We start from the raw sequence: 16,932 nt of genomic DNA, 5'->3' as shown, positions 1-16,932 counted from the left end.
CGGCCGCATTCAGATTTTTGACAGAAGAGAGACGCTCCATGAGCCAAGCCATCGCCCCCTTTGTCTTTCACCAGGGTACGGCACCGCTGCTGATTTCCATGCCGCATACCGGCACCCATGTGCCGGCCGACATTGCGGCCAAGCTCACGCCCGAAGGGCGCGAAGTCCATGACACCGATTGGCACATGCCGCAGCTCTACGACTTCGCCAAGGCACTGGGCGCATCCATTCTGGCCGCCACGCATTCGCGCTATGTCATCGATCTGAACCGTCCGCCCGATGGTGCCAGCCTCTATCCCGGCCAGAGCGTGACCGGGCTGTGCCCGGTCGATGGCTTCGACAGCGAGCCCCTGTATGCCAGCAAGGATCTGGAGCCCGACGAGGCGGAAGTCGCGCGCCGCCGCGAACTCTACTGGCAGCCCTATCATGCGCAGCTGCGCGCCGAGCTCGATCGCATCAAGAGCCAGCATGGCGTGGCCATGCTGTGGGATGCGCACAGCATCCGCTCGGTGCTGCCGCGCTTTTTCGAGGGCAAGCTGCCCGACCTGAACCTGGGCACGGCCGACGGCAAGAGCTGCGCGCCAGCGCTGGCCCAGCAGCTGCTGGACATTGCACGACAGGCACCGGACCACACCAGCGTGCTCAATGGCCGCTTCAAGGGCGGCTTCATCACGCGCAACTATGGTCAGCCGGAGCAGGGCTTCCACGCCGTGCAGTTGGAGATGACGCAGTCCAGCTATATGCAGGAGCAGATGCCGTTCGACTACCTGCCCGAGGTCGCGGCCCGCATCCAGCCCACCATGCAGCGTCTGCTGCAGGCCGTGCTGGCGTTCGCCCGCAGCTGAGTCAGGCCGCGCAGCCGCTGCGCTAGTGGCCTTCGCACCCCGCTGGCAGTGCATCGCCCATCCAGCGGCGCGGCCCAGGGCCGCCGCGCTGGCATTGGTCGCCGGGGTTGTACATGTTGCAGACCTTGAGCGACAGGCAGCCGCAGCCTATGCACTGGTTGAGGCTGTCGCGCAGGCGCTGCAGCTCGTCGATGCGCTCGTCCAGCCGCTGCTGCCAGATGCGCGACATCTTCTGCCAGTCGCCGCCTGTGGGCACATGCCGCGTCGGCAGCCGCGCCAGCTGCGCGGCGATCTCCTCCAGCGTGAAGCCCACGCGCTGTGCAAACACGATGTAGGCGATGCGCCGCAGGCCCGAGCGGTGGTAGCGCCGCCTTCCGCTGCTGCTTCGCACCGATTCGATCAGACCCAGCGACTCGTAGTAGCGCAACGCTGATGCGTTGACTCCGCTGCGCTGTGCGAAGTCGCTGATGCTCATCAGCGGATCATCCTCAATTTTCATGATGTCTTTCTCCGTGGCTTGACTTAAAGTTCACTTGAACTTGAAGAATGCCGCCATTGTGATCGATAGCCGGTGGAGCCGCAATCAACGGCCCATGCGCTGGTCGGAGTTCTTCTGCTATTCATAGCTGCATCCGCTTGATGAAAAACGATTTCAGATAGTTTTACGCTTGAAGTTGTTTATTGAAAAGCGATAGCAGCTATCTTTATTGAATCTCTTCCAGCCACCTGCCAATGCTTGTCACAAGCATGGCCGCTCCTGCGTCTTATCGGCAGAGGCGGTCGTTCCGTCAGGCCTGCTGCCGCCAGCAGGGCGGGCGCATTCATTCAGGGAGAGTTCATATGTCAGTCCATTCCACGCCGCCGCTGCGGCCCTTGCTGCTGGCCGGCGGCCTCGCGGCGCTGGCCCTGCTTTCCGGCTGCGGTCGTTCCGGCGCAGGCGATGCCCATGCCAGCAACGGCCCGCCGCCCGCGCCCGAGGTGCAGGTGGCCGAGGTCGCCTTGCAGGCCATACGCCCCTGGGACGAGTTCAACGGCCGCATCGAGGCCGTGGAGTCGGTGCAGCTGCGCTCACGCGTGTCGGGCTATATCGAGCGCATCGCCTTCGCCGAGGGCCAGGAGGTGAAGAAGGGCCAGCTGCTGTTCGTGATCGACCAGCGGCCCTATCGCGCGGCCCTGGCCAGCGCCCAGGCCCAGCTCGAACGCGCACGCGCCGCTGCCGGGCTGGCGCAGACGCAGGACCAGCGCGCGCGCCAACTGGTGGCCGAGAATGCGGTCTCGCGCGAGGAGGCCGACACGCGGGCAGCAACGCTGGCCCAGGCCACGGCCCAGGTGCGTGCGGCAGAGGCCGAACTGGCCACCGCACGGTTGCAGCTCGACTTCACCGAGGTGCGTGCGCCCATCACGGGCCGTGCCAGCCGCGCCCTGCTCACCGTGGGCAATATGGCCCAGGCCGACCAGAGTGTGCTGACCACCCTGGTCTCGCAGGATCCGGTGTATGCGTATTTCGATGCCGACGAGCACAGCTTTCTGCGCTACCAGAAGGCAGGTCTGGCCGGCCTGAGCGGCCAGGGCCGCGCGGTGCGCGTGGCCCTGGTCGGCGACAGCGGTTTTGACCATGCGGGCACGCTGGACTTCAGCGACAACCAGCTCCAGCCTGGCACGGGCACCATGCGCTTGCGCGCGCGCCTGGCCAACCCCGACCGGATGCTGACGCCAGGCCTGTTCGCACGCGTGCAGATGCAAAGCGGCACGGACCGGCAAGAGCCTGAGCCCCAGGCGCTGCTGATCGACGACAAGGCCGTGCTCACCGACCAGGACCGCAAGTACGTCTATGTGGTGGGCGAAGGCAATCTGGCCGAGCGCCGCGACCTTACGCTGGGTCGCATGGTCGATGGCCGGCGCCTGGTGGAAAAAGGCCTGGCCGCGGGTGACCGGCTGGTGGTGGGTGGCGTGCAGCGCATCTACTACCCCGGCATGCCCGTCAATCCCATGCCGGTGGCATCAGCGGCCGCGCAGCCCGTGCCCGCCGCTGCGCAGTAAGGGGGGAGTGCCATGGACTTCTCCAAATTCTTCATAGACCGGCCCATCTTCGCGGTCGTGCTCTCCATCATCATGTTCGCCGTCGGCCTGGTGGCCATTCCGCAGCTGCCTGTGGGCGAATATCCCGAGGTCGTGCCGCCCAGCGTGGTGGTGCGCGCCACCTATCCGGGGGCCAATCCCAAGGAGGTCGCCGAGTCGGTGGCCGTGCCGCTGGAGGAGGCCATCAACGGGGTCGAAGGCCTGATGTACATGAAGTCGGTCGCGGCTTCGGACGGCAGCCTGCAGGTGGTTGCCACCTTCCGCCCCGAGATCGACCCGGATACCGCCGCCGTGCGCGTGCAGAACCGTGTCAGCCAGGCCCAGAGCCGGCTGCCCGAGGAGGTGCGGCAGTTCGGCGTGACCACGCAGAAGCAGGCGTCCACGCCGCTGATGTACGTGGGCCTAGTCTCCAAGGATGGCCAGCATGATGCGCTGTACCTGCGCAACCATGTCACGCTCAAGATCAAGGATGTGCTGGCGCGCATTCCCGGCGTGGGCGACGTGGGCATCTACGGCGCGGGCGACTATGCGATGCGCGTCTGGCTGGACCCGCACAAGGTGGCAGCACGCCAGCTCACGGCCGGCGAGGTGATCGCCGCCATCCGCGAGCAGAACATACAGGTCTCGGCCGGTCAGCTGGGCGCCGAGCCCAGTGCGCAGAAGTCCGACAAGCTGCTGTCCATCAATGTGCGCGGGAGGCTGAAGACGGCCGAGGAGTTCGGCGACATCGTGCTCAAGAGCGGCGAAGGCGGCCAGGTCGTGCGTCTGGCCGACGTGGCGCGCATCGAGCTGGGCGCCAGCGACTACACGCTGCGCTCGTGGAGCGACACCAAGAACATGGCGGCCGTGGGCATCTTCCTGTCGCCGGGCGCGAATGCACTGGGCGTGGCCGAGCAGGTCTACGCGGCCATGGATCGGCTCTCCAAGGACCTGCCCGAAGGCGTGGCCTTCGAATCCGTCTGGGACCCCACGGTCTTTGTGCGCGACTCGATCAAGGCCGTGCAGAGTACGCTGATCGAGGCCGTGGTCCTGGTGGTGCTGGTGGTCATCGTCTTTCTGCAGACCTGGCGCGCCTCCATCATTCCGCTGCTGGCCGTGCCCGTGTCCATCATCGGCACTTTCGCGGGCCTGTACCTGCTGGGCTATTCCATCAACACGCTAACGCTGTTCGGCCTGGTGCTGGCGATCGGCATCGTGGTGGACGACGCCATCGTCGTGGTCGAGAACGTGGAGCGCTACATCGAGCAGGGCCATAGCCCGCAGGAGGCGGCCCATCTGGCCATGAGGGAGGTCTCCGGGCCCATCATCGCCATCGCCCTGGTGCTGTGCGCGGTCTTCGTGCCCATGGCCTTTCTCAGCGGCGTCACGGGCCAGTTCTACCAGCAGTTCGCGGTGACCATCGCCATCTCCACGGTGATCTCGGCCATCAACTCGCTGACCCTGTCGCCGGCACTGGCGGCCAGGCTGCTGCAGCCGCACGGCGCACCGCGCGACGCGCTGGCACGCGTCATCGACAAGGGCCTGGGCTGGTTCTTCCGGCCCTTCAACCGCTTCTTCGATCGCAGCGCCCATGGCTACCAGAACTCGGTGGGGCGCTCGCTGCACCGACGCGGCCTGGTGTTCGCGGTCTATGCGGCACTGCTGGCCGGCACCGCCGTGCTGTTCCATGCCGTGCCCGGGGGCTTCATCCCCATGCAGGACAAGCTCTACCTGTTTGCCGGTGCCAAGCTGCCCGAGGGCGCATCGCTGAACCGCACCGATGCGGTCACGCGCCAGATGGTGGAGACGGCCAAGAGCGTGGATGGCGTGGACATGGTCGCCGCCTTCGCGGGCTTCAATGCGCTGCAGTCCACGACCACGCCCAATCTGACCAGCTCCTACATCATGCTCAAACCCTTCGGCGAGCGCACACGCAGCGCCGAGGCCATCAATGCCGAGCTGGGCGCCAAGTTCGCGCAGATCGAGGGCGGTTTCGCCTATGCGCTGATGCCGCCGCCCATCCAGGGCCTGGGCAACGGATCTGGTTATTCGCTGTTCCTGCAGGATCGCGCAGGCCTGGGCTATGCAGCGCTGCAGCAGGCGCTTGAGGCCTTTCAGGCCGAGATTGCCAAGACACCGGGCATGACCTATCCGGTCAGCAGCTATCAGTCCAACATCCCGCAGCTGGAAGTGAAGGTAGACCGCATCAAGGCCAAGGCCCAGGGTGTGGCGCTGACCGACCTGTTCCAGACCCTGCAGGCCTATCTGGGCTCGGTCTACGTCAACGACTTCAACGCCTTCGGCCGCGTCTGGCGCGTGATGCTGCAGGCCGATGCCGACTACCGCCAGGCCGTGGAGGACATCGCCCAGCTGCGCACGCGCAACGCGCGCGGCGAGATGGTGCCCATAGGCTCCATGGTCACCGTGGTGCCCAGCTACGGACCCGATCCGGTGCTGCGCTACAACGGCTTTCCGGCCGCCGACCTGATCGGCGATTCTGATCCTCGCCTGCTGTCCTCGGCCGAGGTGCTGACCAAGCTGCAGGAGATCGCGCAGCGCACGCTGCCGCGCGGCATCGAGCTGGCCTGGACGGATCTGAGCTACCAGCAGGTCGAGCAGAGCCATGCCGCAGCCGTGGTCTTCGTGATCGCCGTGATGCTGGTGTTTCTGGTGCTGGCCGCGCTCTACGAGAGCTGGACCCTGCCGCTGGCCGTGATCCTGATCGTGCCCGTGTGCATCTGCGCGGCGCTGTTCGGCGTATGGCTGGCCGGGGGGGACAACAATGTCTTCGTGCAAGTCGGTCTGGTGGTGCTCATGGGGCTGGCCTGCAAGAACGCGATTCTGATCGTGGAGTTCGCACGCGAACTGGAGATGCGCGGTTCGGCAACAGTCGATGCCGCGCTGCAGGCCTGCCGTCTGCGGCTGCGGCCCATCGTCATGACCTCCATCGCCTTCATCGCGGGCGCCGTGCCCTTGCTGATCGGCAGTGGCGCGGGCAGCGAGGTGCGGGCGGCCACGGGCGTGACGGTGTTCTCGGGAATGCTGGGCGTGACCCTGTTCGGCCTCTTCCTCACGCCTGTGTTCTACGTCACGCTGCGCCGTCTGTCGGGCCGTTCGCTGGCGGCTCGCCCGCCCGCCCAACCGGCTTCTGCAGTGTCACCTGCATCCCTGGAGGGCAGCCATGTCTGAGATCTGCAAACCCTTGCGCCGGCATGCGCTGGCATGGGCCGTGACAGGCCTTTCGGCCCTGCTGGCAGGCTGCGCCGTCGGCCCCGATTTTCGTGCGCCCGAGTTACCCGCGGCCGGCGCGCAGTTCGCGCGGGCCGAGCCGTCTGCAGTCCCGCAGCTGGCATCCCCCGAGATCGGCTCCGATGCCGCGTTCTGGCGCCAGTTCCAGGATAGGCAACTGACGCAACTGGTAGAGCAGGCCCTGCGGGCCAACCAGGAGCTGCGCGGTGCACTGGCGCGACTCGATGAGGCCCAGGCCCTGCTGGGAGAAAGCCGTTTTGATCAGCTGCCCACGCTTACCCTGTCGGGCCAGGCGCTGCAGCAAAGACTCAGCGAAAGCCAGGCACCAAGCGGGGCGCAAAGCGGGCCGCGCAGCCAGCGCAGCTACAGCGCCGGCATCAACGCGAGCTGGGAGCTGGACCTGTTCGGTCGCGTACGTCGCAACATCGAGGCCGGCAGCGCCGACCTGCGCGCCAGTGCCGCCGATCTGGCTGCGCTGCGGGTCGCCATTGCGGCCCAGGTGGCGGCCGGCTACGCCGATCTGCGCGGCTGGCAGCAGCGCCTGCATCTGGCCGAGGCCAATGCCGCCAATCAGCAGGACACGTTGCGCCTGGTGCAGCTGCGGCTGGCGCATGGCAGCGGCACCGACTTCGACCTGGCGCGTGCCCAGGCGCAGCTGGAGACCACGCGCTCGCGCATTCCGGCGCTGCAGGCCCGGATCGCCGTGGCCCAGCACCGGCTGGCTGTGCTCACCGGCCAGGTGCCCGAGGCTCTGATCGCGGCGCTGGACGCGCCGGCGGCGTTGCCGCAGTTGCCAGAGAGCATCGCTCCTGGCACGCCCGCCGAGCTGTTGCGCCGTCGTCCCGATGTGGCCGCCGCCGAGGCGCGTCTGCATGCCGCCACGGCGCGAGTGGGCGTGGCCACGGCAGAGCTGTTCCCACGCCTGTCGCTAGGCGGTCTGCTGGGCAGCTCCGCCCTTGGCGCGGGCGCGCTGTTCGAGGCCGATAGCGCGAGCCGCAGCGTGTTCCTGGGTGTGGACTGGTCTTTTCTCGACGTGGGCCGCGTGCGTGCGCGTATCGCTGCCAGCGAGGCCGGTGCCCAGGTCGCGCTGGCCCAGTACCAGCAAAGCGTGCTGCTGGCACTGGAGGACACCGAGAATGCCCTGGTGGGCCTGGCGCGCACCCGCACCGAGGATGCCCATCTGGCCCAGGCCGCCGAGCAGCGAGCACGGGCCGAGCAGCTCGCGCAGCGCCGCTACCGCCTGGGCAGCGTGGGCCTGTACGAGGTGCTGGACGCGCAGCGCGACCTCTACGCGGCCCAGGACGCGGCGGCCGACAGCCGTGTGCGTGGCCTGCGTGCCTCCGTGGCGTTGTATCAGGCGCTGGCTGGCGGCTGGGAGGGGCAGCCCCGGTCAGGCCTATGATGGCGTTGCAATGACGCTTTCGCTGTTTCCTGACGAACCCCTGCCCGCCGAAATCATTGATGACGGTGCCGTGCTGCTGCGCGGGTTTGCGACAGCCGAGGAGCAGCGCTGGGTGGCCGAGGTGAGGGCCTTGCAGACCCGGGCAGCGTTTCGCTCCATGCAGGTGCCCGGCGGCAAGTTCATGTCGGTGGCGATCACCAACGCCGGCGGCTGGGGCTGGATTTCGGATCTGCAGGGTTACCGCTACAGCGCTGCCGATCCGCAGACCGGCAAGCCCTGGCCTGCCATCCCCGCTTTTCTGGGCGAGCAGGCCGCCAGGGCCGCGGCGCTGGCCGGCTATCCGGGTTTTGCGCCCGACGCCTGCCTGATCAACTGCTATCAGCCGGGTGCGCGCATGGGCTTGCACCGCGACCAGGACGAGCATGACTTTGCGGCGCCCATAGTTTCGGTCTCGCTGGGCCTGGCTTGCAGCTTTCTCTGGGGCGGGCTGACGCGCCAGAGTTCCACCCGGCGCCTTGCGCTCAACCATGGCGATGTGCTGGTCTGGGGAGGGCCTTCGCGCCTGGTGTTTCATGGCGTTGCCCCGCTCAAGCCGGGCCAGCACCCGCTGCTTGGCAGTGAGCGCTGGAACCTGACGTTCCGCATGGCCAAGGCTCGCTACCCGGCAGGCCAGCCATCGGAATAGGCGCTGGCGGCAGGGCAATGCCCGGCTGCCCGGCAAAGCCTGCCAGCTTTCCTACAATGGCGGTCTATGAGCCAGTCGCATCCCACCCCCGCCTACACCCGAGCCCAGGAGCTGCCCGCAACGCTTGCCAAGCGCCTCGTCATTCTTGACGGTGCGATGGGCACCATGATTCAGCGTTTCAAGCTGGGCGAGGCGCAGTACCGCGGCGAAGGCTATGCCGGTGCCGACGCTGTGGGCGAGCGCTTCAAGGACTTCGCCTATGACGTCAAGGGCAACAACGAGCTGCTGTCTCTGACCCGTCCCGACGTGATTCGCGACATCCATGAGAAATACCTGGCTGCCGGTGCCGATCTGATCGAGACCAATACCTTTGGTGCGACCACGATTGCGCAGGAGGACTATCACATGGCCGATCTGGCCTATGAGATGAACCTCAAGAGCGCGCAGCTGGCGCGTGCGGCCTGTGACAAGTACAGCTCGCCCGATCACAAGCGCTATGTGGCCGGCGCCCTGGGCCCCACGCCCAAGACGGCCTCCATCAGCCCCGATGTCAACGACCCGGCTGCGCGCAACATCACCTTCGAGCAGCTGCGCCAGGCCTATCTGGAGCAGACGCTGGCGCTGATTGAAGGCGGTGCCGACGTGATCCTGGTCGAGACCATCTTCGACACCCTCAACGCCAAGGCCGCGCTGTTTGCCGTGGACGAGGCCTTCGAGCAGACCGGCGAGCGCCTGCCCATCATGATCAGCGGCACGGTGACTGATGCCTCGGGCCGGATTCTGAGCGGACAGACCGTGACCGCCTTCTGGCACAGCGTGCGCCATAGCAACCCGCTGTCCGTGGGCCTGAACTGCGCCCTGGGTGCCACGCTGATGCGTCCCTATGTGCAGGAGCTGGCCAAGGCGGCTCCCGACACCTTTATCAGTTGCTACCCCAATGCCGGCCTGCCCAATCCCATGAGCGACACCGGCTTTGACGAAACGCCCGAGATCACCAGCCGTCTGGTACACGAATTCGCGGCCGAAGGTCTGGTCAATATCGTGGGCGGCTGCTGCGGCACCACACCCGACCATATCGGTGCCATTGCCAAGGCCGTGCAGGCCACGGCCACGCGCATGCTGTTCTACCCGGCCGAAGCCTGATTCCGCCCGCAATGGTTCGCCCCTGACCCGCGCTTCGGATCGCAGGCGTGAACCATGCGGCCCCGGCACGATCCGGGCAGCCCTGGTGCTTGAGCTGCAAGCACCGGTAGCTCTTTTTCCGATGCTTATCTGCAGGGGCGGGCACAATGGCCTGATTCCGGCTTTGATGCCCCGCCACCGACGACCGCATGACTGCACCACTGCAACCCGTTGCCTCCGTACTGCCCGTGTCCGTGCCCACGGGCCAGGCGGCTGCGCAGGCCGGCAATGTGGCTGCAGCCGCTGTCCCGGATCTTCCCGCAGCGCAGCAGCTGCCCGCCGCTCAGGCGACGCCCCCGGCGACCAGCATCGTGCAGTGGTCGCCGCAAACCTTGCAGAACCTCAAGCTCCAGGCCTTTGAACATCTGATTGCGCAACTGGCCCTGCAGGTACAGGCCCAGCCCAGTGCGCCTGCGGCGAGCTGGCCCAGTCAGGGCCTGCCAGCGGCGGTGCAGCAGTTTGTGCAAAGCCTGCTCGCGCAGGTTCAGGTCAGCCTGCAGGGGCAGGCCCAGCCCTTGCAACTGCTGGCCGGCCAGCAGGGATCGGTTGCGCTGATGCAGGCCTTGGCGCAGGCTGCGGTGTCTGGCGCGCAGCCGCCCAGCTCGGCTTTGCAGACGGCTGCGGCCCTGTCGCCCACGGCGGCCGTGGCGCTGGAGCAGGTACAGCAGGGCATGGTTGCAACCGCTGCTGGCGGCGCTGCCACACCGCGTCTGCCCCAGCTGCAAAACTGGCTGGTGCAGCAGGGCACGCTGGTCACGCCGCAAGGCGAGCGCAGCTTTTCTCTGACATTGCAGGTGCCTGCCGCCTGGGCGCAGGCTGTGGGTGCGGCAAGCATTCCGGCAGCCCAGGGAACGGGGATGACGCTGCGCCTGCCCATGGCAGATCCGGGTGTCTTGAGTAGCGGTCCTCTGGCTCTGGTGGTGCAGCCGCAGTCGCCTGCGGCGACCAGCACGCTTGCTACCAGCACATTGCTGTGGTTGGAGTTGCAACCCGTCACGGCGAGCACTGCTCAGGCGACGCCGGCACAGATGGCCGGTCTGCCTCTGGCAATGCCCGCACCGGCGCTGGCGCAGGAGGTGCAGCAGCTGCTGCAGAACAAGTCCGATCCCTGGCTGATGATGGCAGCGGCCCAGGCTGCCAATGCCCTGCCTGTGCCGCGCCGCAATAGCGAGCACCGTTCGCATTTGTGCATGACCGAAGGCTGTCAGTACCATGGTCTGGCACCCTGTGCCCAGCCTTTTTGCAGCGAGATGAATCGCATCTGGGCCGCTTCCGGCGTGGCGCGCAGCGGCTGAACCAAGCTGACGACGGACTGGACTCTGCGCAGGCCAGACTTTCATAATGCGTCTCGTTGCCTGCTTTTTGAGCAGGCTTGTCGGGTCGGAATTGGCAGCCCCGCTGCCAGCCATGTTCCGGCTGTCTTCAGTGCATCAGGCAGTGCCTGACTGCCTGTCATCGCCTCATCTCACAGGTCTTCGACCTTCTCTGTCTTCTGCTGCGCCATGGGCTGGCTGCGGGGGCAGTGACTTCACAATTCAAGGAGAACCACCGGCATGCGCTTGCGTACTGGCATTGCTTGTTCCACATGTTTCACTCTTTTGTCTGCCGCTTTGCCTGCGGCAGCCCAGTCCTCCAACGTCAGCATTGGAGGTCTGATTGACGGCGGTATCTATCGCGGCTTTGATGGCACGGCTCAGGCCGGCACGATTCAGCGCAGCAATCTTGCGATTGCGGGCTGGGAAGATCTGGGCGGCGGTCTCAAGGCCACGTTCCGTCTGAGCGCACGTTTCGATATCGATACCGGGCGTCTGGAGGATCAGGGCAGCAAGCCGTTCTGGCATGACGAGTCCACGGTGGGCCTGCAGGGCGGCTTTGGCCATCTGCGCCTGGGCCGCGCCCTGTCGGCCATGTGGTCGCAGGACTGGAAGTTCGACCCCTGGGCCAACTTCAACCGCATTTCCTCGCCGGCCTGGTACCAGTGGCACTACCTCACGCCTACCGACCGCTACAGCAACAACGGCACGGCCGAATATGGGCGCATGGCCAACGGTATCTTTTACGACTCGCCCACGGTGGGCGGTTTCACTCTGCATCTGAGCGCCTCGCCGGAGCGAACCGAGGTGCCGCTGACCTTGCGCCGTGAGGGGCGTGGCTATTCGGCCTCCCTCAACTACGACTCTGACAGCCTGAGCGGCATGCTGGCCTTCGAGCGCAACGGCAGCGGTGACAAGGACACTTTCGTGGCCGGCAAATACCGCTTTGGCGCGGCCGCCGTGATGGCCGCCTGGGACTATTCGCGCGTGGCCCAGACGGCACTCTCGGCCAAGGCCCTGACGCTGGGTGCTACCTACCAGATGGGGCAGACCACGCTAAAGGCCGGCTACGGGCGCCAGCGCATGCAGGAGCAGACCAACCATTTCTATTCCCTGGGGGCCGACTACGCGCTGTCCAAGCGCACCACGCTCTATGCCAGCCTGGGGCGCAAGAGCTACGAGTACGGTGCGGACTCGGGAACTTCGTTCGGCGTGGGCATGGCTCACGCTTTCTGAACCCCTGCCTCCTGCCCTCCAGCCGCAGCCTTGCTGCGGCTTTTTTGTGCCCGGTGCGAATGTCCAACAAGAGTTGAGGGAATTAAATCCGCCAATTTTGGGTGTTTGTCCGCCTTTGCACGGACGGCGCAGCACCGTTTCAGGCCCTGCCCCGGGCCTTGCCTGGCTAAAAATCGCCAAAAACCGTGCTTTTTGCCGATATCTACGCTCTTCCTCGTTGAAATCCAATGTGTGAATCCGATGCATTGCGCTGAATTGAGTGCACAAGGGCGGCAGTTGACGGAAGTTATGGCTGGCTGTTTCGAACGTGTGCTGAAAATCTGTCAAATGCAATGAAATAGCATTCAAAGATAGCGCTTCTTGCGACAACTCTTTGGCGACCAATTATTTGCATGCGGGCTCTGTAAATCCTTGATTTTTTTGCCCAAAATGCGCGGCATTCCCCCGATTGAGGAGAGACCGCGATGTCCTATTCCATGCCCGAGCAAGACCACCCAGTGCGCAGCGCCGACGCACAGCAAGCCGCCGCCGGCGGCGGCCAGACCGTGCACTGGCATTCGCCGGCCAAGCCCGCCGCGGCCGCTCAAGCGCAGCGCTGGCCCGTGGAGGCCGTGCAGTCCCTGCTGGATATGCCATTTCTGGATTTGCTGCACCGCGCCCAGAGCGTGCATCGCGAGCACTGGCCTGCCGGTGAGATCGAGCTGGCGACCCTGCTGTCCGTCAAGACCGGCGGCTGCCCCGAGAACTGCGGCTACTGCCCGCAGTCGGCCGAGTTCGACACGGGCGTGAAGGCCGAGAAGCTGATGAGCGTGGAGGAAGTCACCCGCGCCGCCAAGGCGGCCCAGGATGCCGGAGCCACCCGCTTTTGCATGGGCGCCGCCTGGCGCGCGCCCAAGGACCGCGACATCGAGAAGATGAACGAGTTGATCGGTGCCGTGAAGGGGCTGGGCATGCAGACCTGCGCCACGCTGGGCATGCTGCAGCCGCACCAGGCGGCATCGTTGCGCGATGCGGGTCTTGACTACTACAACCACAATCTCGATACCGCGCCTGAGTACTACAAGGATGTGGTCAGCACACGCCAGTACCAGGACAGGCTGGACACGCTGGCGGCCGTGCGCGATGCGGGCATCAGCGTGTGCTGCGGCGGCATCATCGGCATGGGCGAGACCGAGGTCCACCGTGCCGGCCTGATTGCCCAGCTCGCGAACATGCAGCCCTATCCCGAGTCCGTGCCCATCAACAGCCTGGTGCCCGTGCCCGGCACGCCGCTGGCCGACAGTGAGCCGGTGGACCCGCTGGACTTCGTGCGTGTGATCGCCGTGGCGCGCATCACCATGCCCAAGGCCCGTGTGCGCCTGTCGGCGGGCCGCCAGCAATTGGGCGAGGCCGTGCAGACCCTGTGCTTCATGGCGGGAGCCAATTCCATCTTCTACGGCGACAAGCTGCTGGTGACCGGCAATCCCGATGTGGAGGCCGATACAGGCTTGATGCGCAAGCTGGGCCTCAAGGGCCTGGGGACATCGGCCGCAAGCTGATCCCTGAATCTCCCCCGGTCATCGCACCGGGGTTTTCTCGTTGCAAATTGCATGGCCCTGCCTCCGGTGCAGGCCAGGCCGCGCTGCGCCTGCGTTTTGACAAGGCCGGTGATTCGCCTCAGGAGTTTTTGATGGACCACAGCCTTGCCGGCCGCAGCGTGCGCCATGTCTGGCACCCTTGCACCCAGATGAAGCGGCACGAAACCGCGCCGCCGATTGCCATCGACCATGCCAGCGGTCCCTGGCTGGTGGATACCGAGGGCCGTCGCTATCTGGACGGAATCAGTTCCTGGTGGGTCAATCTGTTCGGTCACTCGCATCCGCATATCCGGGCGGCGCTGACCGAGCAGTTGCGCAAGCTCGATCATGTGATGTTGGCCGGTTTCACCCACGCTCCCGTGGTCGAGTTGTCCGAGCGCCTGGCCGGCCTGACCGGCCTCGGTCATGCGTTCTACGGCAGCGACGGCGCTTCGGCCACCGAAATCGCGCTGAAGATGAGTGCGCATTACTGGCGCAACCAGGGGCAGCCTGCCAAGCACCGTTTCGTGGGTCTGGCCGGCGGCTACCACGGCGAGACCGTAGGCGCGCTGTCGGTCACCGATATTGCGCTGTTCCGCGACGCCTATGGGCCTCTGGTGCGTCTGTCGGCCACCGTGCCCAGCCCCGATGCACGCCAGGCCAGGCCCGGCGAATCTGCTGCCGACGTGGCGCGCCGCGCAGCACAGGGCCTGGAGGCCTGGCTGCAAGCGCATCACCAGGAGACTGCTGCCCTGATTCTGGAGCCGCTGGTGCAGTGCGCAGCCGGCATGGCCATGCATGACGCCGAATACCTGCGCCTGGCCCGGGCGCTGTGCGATCGCTATTCGGTGCATCTGGTGGTGGATGAGATCGCCGTGGGCTTTGGCCGTACCGGTAGCCTGTTTGCCCATCAGCAGGCAGGTATCAGGCCGGACTTCATCTGCCTGTCCAAAGGCCTGACGGGCGGGACGCTGCCCTTGTCTGCCGTGCTGACGACCGATGAGGTCTATGCCGCTTTTTATGACGACGATGCTGCGCGCGGCTTTCTGCACTCGCATTCCTATACCGGCAACCCGCTAGCCTGCCGCGCTGCCGTGGCCACGCTGGAGCTGTTCGAGCAACTGGATCAGCTGGCTGCCAACCGGCAACTGGCTGAAAAGATCAGTGCTGCATTCGCCGGGCTGAATGCCCACCCCCGCGTCAGCAACGCGCGCCAGCAGGGAATGATCTGGGCCTGGGACATCGATACAGCCTTGCCGGACTTTGCACAGCGCTACCACGAGGCAGCGCTGGATCTGGGCCTGCTGCTGCGCCCCATAGGACGCACGTTGTACTGCATGCCGCCCTATGTGCTGGACGATGCCGATATCACCCACCTGGGTCAGGCCGCGCTGGTCGCGCTGAACACCACCTTGCAGCAGGAAGCGGAGCTTGCCGCCAAGAAGGGAAAAGCATGATCGGCTGTTTCGTCACGGGCACCGATACCGGTGTGGGCAAGACCCTGGCCAGCTGTGCGCTGCTGCACGCACTGGCAGCCCATCATCCGCGCGTGGTGGGCATGAAGGCCGTGGCCGCAGGCGCCGATCCCGACGGGCAGGGCGGCTGGGTCAACGAAGACACGGTGGCCTTGCGCGCTGCCTCCACGCTGGCCGTGCCGGCAGTGCTGGACAACCCCGTGCTGCTGCCAGACCCCATGTCGCCGCATATCGCGGCCCGGCGCGCGGGCGTGGAGGTGACGTTGGCGCCGATTCTGGACGCCTACCGGCAACTGGCCGCGCAGGCCGATGCCGTGGTGGTCGAGGGCGCGGGCGGCTGGCGTGTGCCGCTGTCGGAGACTCTTTGCATTGCCGATCTGGCCGTGGCGCTGCAGCTGCCAGTGGTGCTGGTGGTGGGCCTCAAGCTCGGTTGCCTGAACCATGCGGTGCTGACCGCCGAGGCGATTCGTGCGGCCGGCTTGCCGCTGGCGGGCTGGGTGGCCAGCCGCGTGGAGCCGCAGATGCTGGTGCCCGAGGAAAACATGGACTGGCTGCGTCATCAGCTGGGAAGGCTGGGCGCGCCGCTGCTGGCCGATATTCCCTGGCAGACCAATCCCGATCCTCGCCTGACCAGCTTCTCTTTGCCCAAGGAATGGCAATGACCACATCTTCCAATTTCTGGCTGCAGGATATTCCGCAGCAGCTGGCTGCCCTGGACGCCGCCGCACTGCGCCGCACCCGTCGTACCGTGGCGCCCTTGCAAGGTGCGCGCATTCTGGTTGACGGGCAGCCCATGCTGCAGTTCTGCAGCAACGACTATCTGGGGCTGGCCCAGCACCCAGCCATGATTGAGGCCGCCTGCGCCGGTGCGCAGGACTTTGGCGTGGGCTCGGGCGGCTCTCCCATGGTCAACGGGCACAGCACGGCCAATGCCGCGCTGGAGGAGGAGCTGGCTCGCTTTGTGCAACTGCCCCGTGCGCTTTACTTCTATGCCGGGTTTGCCACCAACGCCAGCATCATCCCGGCGCTGGTGGGCGCGGACGATGCCATTTTTTCGGACGCTCTGAACCACGCCAGCCTGATCGATGGCTGCCGCCTGTCGCGCGCACAGATCCATCGTTTCGGGCATGGCGACCTGGCCGCATTGGAGCAGTTGCTGGCTGCTTGCCCGGTGCAGCGCAAGCTGGTGGTGAGCGATGCCGTCTTCAGCATGGACGGCAATGTGGCCGATATCGAGGGGTTGCTGGCGCTGTGCGAGCGCTACGACGCCCTGCTGCTGCTCGATGATGCCCACGGCTTTGGCGTGCTCGGCCCGCAAGGCCGAGGCAGCTTGGCAGCCGCAGGACTGGCGGGGGCCAAGGCTTCGCCACGTGTGCTGTACATGGCCACGCTGAGCAAGGCGGCCGGCGTCTCGGGTGCCTTTGTGGCAGGCCATGAACTGCTGATCGAGTGGCTGCTGCAGAAAACGCGCAGCTACACCTTTGCGACGGCTGCACCCGCGATGCTGGCGCGTGCATTGCAAACCAGTTTGCAGCTGATAGAGCAGCAAAGCGCCCTGCGTCTGCAGCTGCAGGCCCGTATCGCCCAGTTGCGCGCGGGTCTGCAGCCCTTGTTGCAAGGCAAGGGTTGGCGACTTTTGCCATCGGACACCGCCGTGCAGGCGCTGGTGGTGGGCGGCAACGACGCTGCGCTCAGCCTTATGGATGGGTTGCGCCGTTATGGCCTATGGGTGCCGGCGATCCGTCCCCCCACCGTGCCTGTGGGCACGGCGCGACTTCGCATCGCGCTGTCGGCGCTGCACACCGAGGCAGACGTGAACCGGCTGCTGGCGGCGCTGCAGGAGCTGGCAGGCTGACACTGCCGAGCGGCGGGGCCTGTGCCGCACCAGGCCCTGGCCTCATTCTTCGCCGATTTGACCGCTATCAAACCGA

13 protein-coding genes are annotated in these 16,932 nt (G+C 66.1%); 12 read left to right on the top strand and 1 reads right to left on the bottom strand.

Translation table 11 applies throughout. From position 1 onward, the window contains the following. Positions 1-38 precede the first annotated feature (38 nt). Complete coding sequence (hutG, locus tag F3J24_RS13680) at positions 39-845, top strand: N-formylglutamate deformylase (RefSeq protein WP_167007216.1); 807 nt, start codon at positions 39-41, stop codon at positions 843-845. A 22-nt stretch (positions 846-867) separates the two neighbouring features. On the opposite strand, the gene soxR is transcribed toward hutG, so the two are convergent. Next, positions 868-1,344, bottom strand: coding sequence for a redox-sensitive transcriptional activator SoxR (gene soxR, locus F3J24_RS13675; protein ID WP_167007212.1), 477 nt, complete (start codon positions 1,342-1,344; stop codon positions 868-870). Between the two features lie 341 nt (positions 1,345-1,685). Here soxR and F3J24_RS13670 point away from each other — a divergent pair, with 341 nt between their 5' ends. The 11 genes from F3J24_RS13670 (at position 1,686) to bioF (ending at position 16,856) form a co-directional block, all read left to right on the top strand. Beyond that, the gene (locus tag F3J24_RS13670; protein WP_167007209.1) at positions 1,686-2,885 is read left to right on the top strand and encodes an efflux RND transporter periplasmic adaptor subunit; all 1,200 of its coding nucleotides are present in this window, start codon (positions 1,686-1,688) and stop codon (positions 2,883-2,885) included. A gap of 12 nt (positions 2,886-2,897) precedes the next feature. Continuing rightward, positions 2,898-6,092: an efflux RND transporter permease subunit gene (locus F3J24_RS13665; protein WP_167007205.1), complete on the top strand. Its 3,195-nt coding sequence runs from the start codon at positions 2,898-2,900 to the stop codon at positions 6,090-6,092. Next, positions 6,085-7,554 carry an efflux transporter outer membrane subunit gene (locus F3J24_RS13660; protein WP_167007201.1) on the top strand — a complete coding sequence of 490 codons (1,470 nt, stop codon included), beginning with the start codon at positions 6,085-6,087 and terminating at the stop codon, positions 7,552-7,554. Before F3J24_RS13665 ends, F3J24_RS13660 begins: the two co-directional genes overlap by 8 nt. 10 nt (positions 7,555-7,564) lie before the next feature. After that, positions 7,565-8,239: a DNA oxidative demethylase AlkB gene (gene alkB / locus F3J24_RS13655; RefSeq protein WP_167007198.1), complete on the top strand. Its 675-nt coding sequence runs from the start codon at positions 7,565-7,567 to the stop codon at positions 8,237-8,239. A gap of 66 nt (positions 8,240-8,305) precedes the next feature. Continuing rightward, positions 8,306-9,382, top strand: a complete 1,077-nt coding sequence (locus tag F3J24_RS13650) for a homocysteine S-methyltransferase family protein (protein WP_167007195.1) — start codon at positions 8,306-8,308, stop codon at positions 9,380-9,382. A gap of 188 nt (positions 9,383-9,570) precedes the next feature. Then, on the top strand, positions 9,571-10,716 hold the full coding sequence (locus tag F3J24_RS13645; protein ID WP_167007192.1) for a Fe-S oxidoreductase: 1,146 nt from the start codon (positions 9,571-9,573) through the stop codon (positions 10,714-10,716). A 258-nt stretch (positions 10,717-10,974) separates the two neighbouring features. Next, the gene (locus F3J24_RS13640; protein ID WP_167007188.1) at positions 10,975-11,970 is read left to right on the top strand and encodes a porin; all 996 of its coding nucleotides are present in this window, start codon (positions 10,975-10,977) and stop codon (positions 11,968-11,970) included. Between the two features lie 464 nt (positions 11,971-12,434). Further along, positions 12,435-13,508 (top strand): biotin synthase BioB, encoded by a 1,074-nt coding sequence (gene bioB / locus F3J24_RS13635; protein WP_370527732.1) that lies wholly within the window; start codon positions 12,435-12,437, stop codon positions 13,506-13,508. Positions 13,509-13,639: 131 nt separating this feature from the next. Beyond that, positions 13,640-14,983, top strand: coding sequence for an adenosylmethionine--8-amino-7-oxononanoate transaminase (gene bioA / locus F3J24_RS13630; RefSeq protein ID WP_167007185.1), 1,344 nt, complete (start codon positions 13,640-13,642; stop codon positions 14,981-14,983). After that, positions 14,980-15,663: a dethiobiotin synthase gene (gene bioD, locus F3J24_RS13625; protein ID WP_167007182.1), complete on the top strand. Its 684-nt coding sequence runs from the start codon at positions 14,980-14,982 to the stop codon at positions 15,661-15,663. Before bioA ends, bioD begins: the two co-directional genes overlap by 4 nt. Beyond that, positions 15,660-16,856 (top strand): 8-amino-7-oxononanoate synthase, encoded by a 1,197-nt coding sequence (gene bioF / locus F3J24_RS13620; RefSeq protein WP_167007179.1) that lies wholly within the window; start codon positions 15,660-15,662, stop codon positions 16,854-16,856. Before bioD ends, bioF begins: the two co-directional genes overlap by 4 nt. Positions 16,857-16,932: the final 76 nt, after the last annotated feature.

The sequence above is a fragment of the Comamonas sp. Tr-654 genome, assembly GCF_011752915.1.
Lineage (GTDB): Bacteria > Pseudomonadota > Gammaproteobacteria > Burkholderiales > Burkholderiaceae_C > Comamonas.
The sequence above is the reverse complement of the archived record's forward strand: the minus strand, read 5'-3'. Positions and strand labels throughout refer to the sequence as shown.

Excerpts from the sequence above, each read along its gene's own strand:
- hutG (WP_167007216.1), top strand. The coding sequence starts at position 39 with ATGAGCCAAGCCATCGCCCCCTTTGTCTTTCACCAGGGTACGGCACCG.
- soxR (WP_167007212.1), bottom strand. The coding sequence starts at position 1,344 with ATGAAAATTGAGGATGATCCGCTGATGAGCATCAGCGACTTCGCACAG.
- F3J24_RS13670 (WP_167007209.1), top strand. The coding sequence starts at position 1,686 with ATGTCAGTCCATTCCACGCCGCCGCTGCGGCCCTTGCTGCTGGCCGGC.
- F3J24_RS13665 (WP_167007205.1), top strand. The coding sequence starts at position 2,898 with ATGGACTTCTCCAAATTCTTCATAGACCGGCCCATCTTCGCGGTCGTG.
- F3J24_RS13660 (WP_167007201.1), top strand. The coding sequence starts at position 6,085 with ATGTCTGAGATCTGCAAACCCTTGCGCCGGCATGCGCTGGCATGGGCC.
- alkB (WP_167007198.1), top strand. The coding sequence starts at position 7,565 with ATGACGCTTTCGCTGTTTCCTGACGAACCCCTGCCCGCCGAAATCATT.
- F3J24_RS13650 (WP_167007195.1), top strand. The coding sequence starts at position 8,306 with ATGAGCCAGTCGCATCCCACCCCCGCCTACACCCGAGCCCAGGAGCTG.
- F3J24_RS13645 (WP_167007192.1), top strand. The coding sequence starts at position 9,571 with ATGACTGCACCACTGCAACCCGTTGCCTCCGTACTGCCCGTGTCCGTG.
- F3J24_RS13640 (WP_167007188.1), top strand. The coding sequence starts at position 10,975 with ATGCGCTTGCGTACTGGCATTGCTTGTTCCACATGTTTCACTCTTTTG.
- bioB (WP_370527732.1), top strand. The coding sequence starts at position 12,435 with ATGTCCTATTCCATGCCCGAGCAAGACCACCCAGTGCGCAGCGCCGAC.
- bioA (WP_167007185.1), top strand. The coding sequence starts at position 13,640 with ATGGACCACAGCCTTGCCGGCCGCAGCGTGCGCCATGTCTGGCACCCT.
- bioD (WP_167007182.1), top strand. The coding sequence starts at position 14,980 with ATGATCGGCTGTTTCGTCACGGGCACCGATACCGGTGTGGGCAAGACC.
- bioF (WP_167007179.1), top strand. The coding sequence starts at position 15,660 with ATGACCACATCTTCCAATTTCTGGCTGCAGGATATTCCGCAGCAGCTG.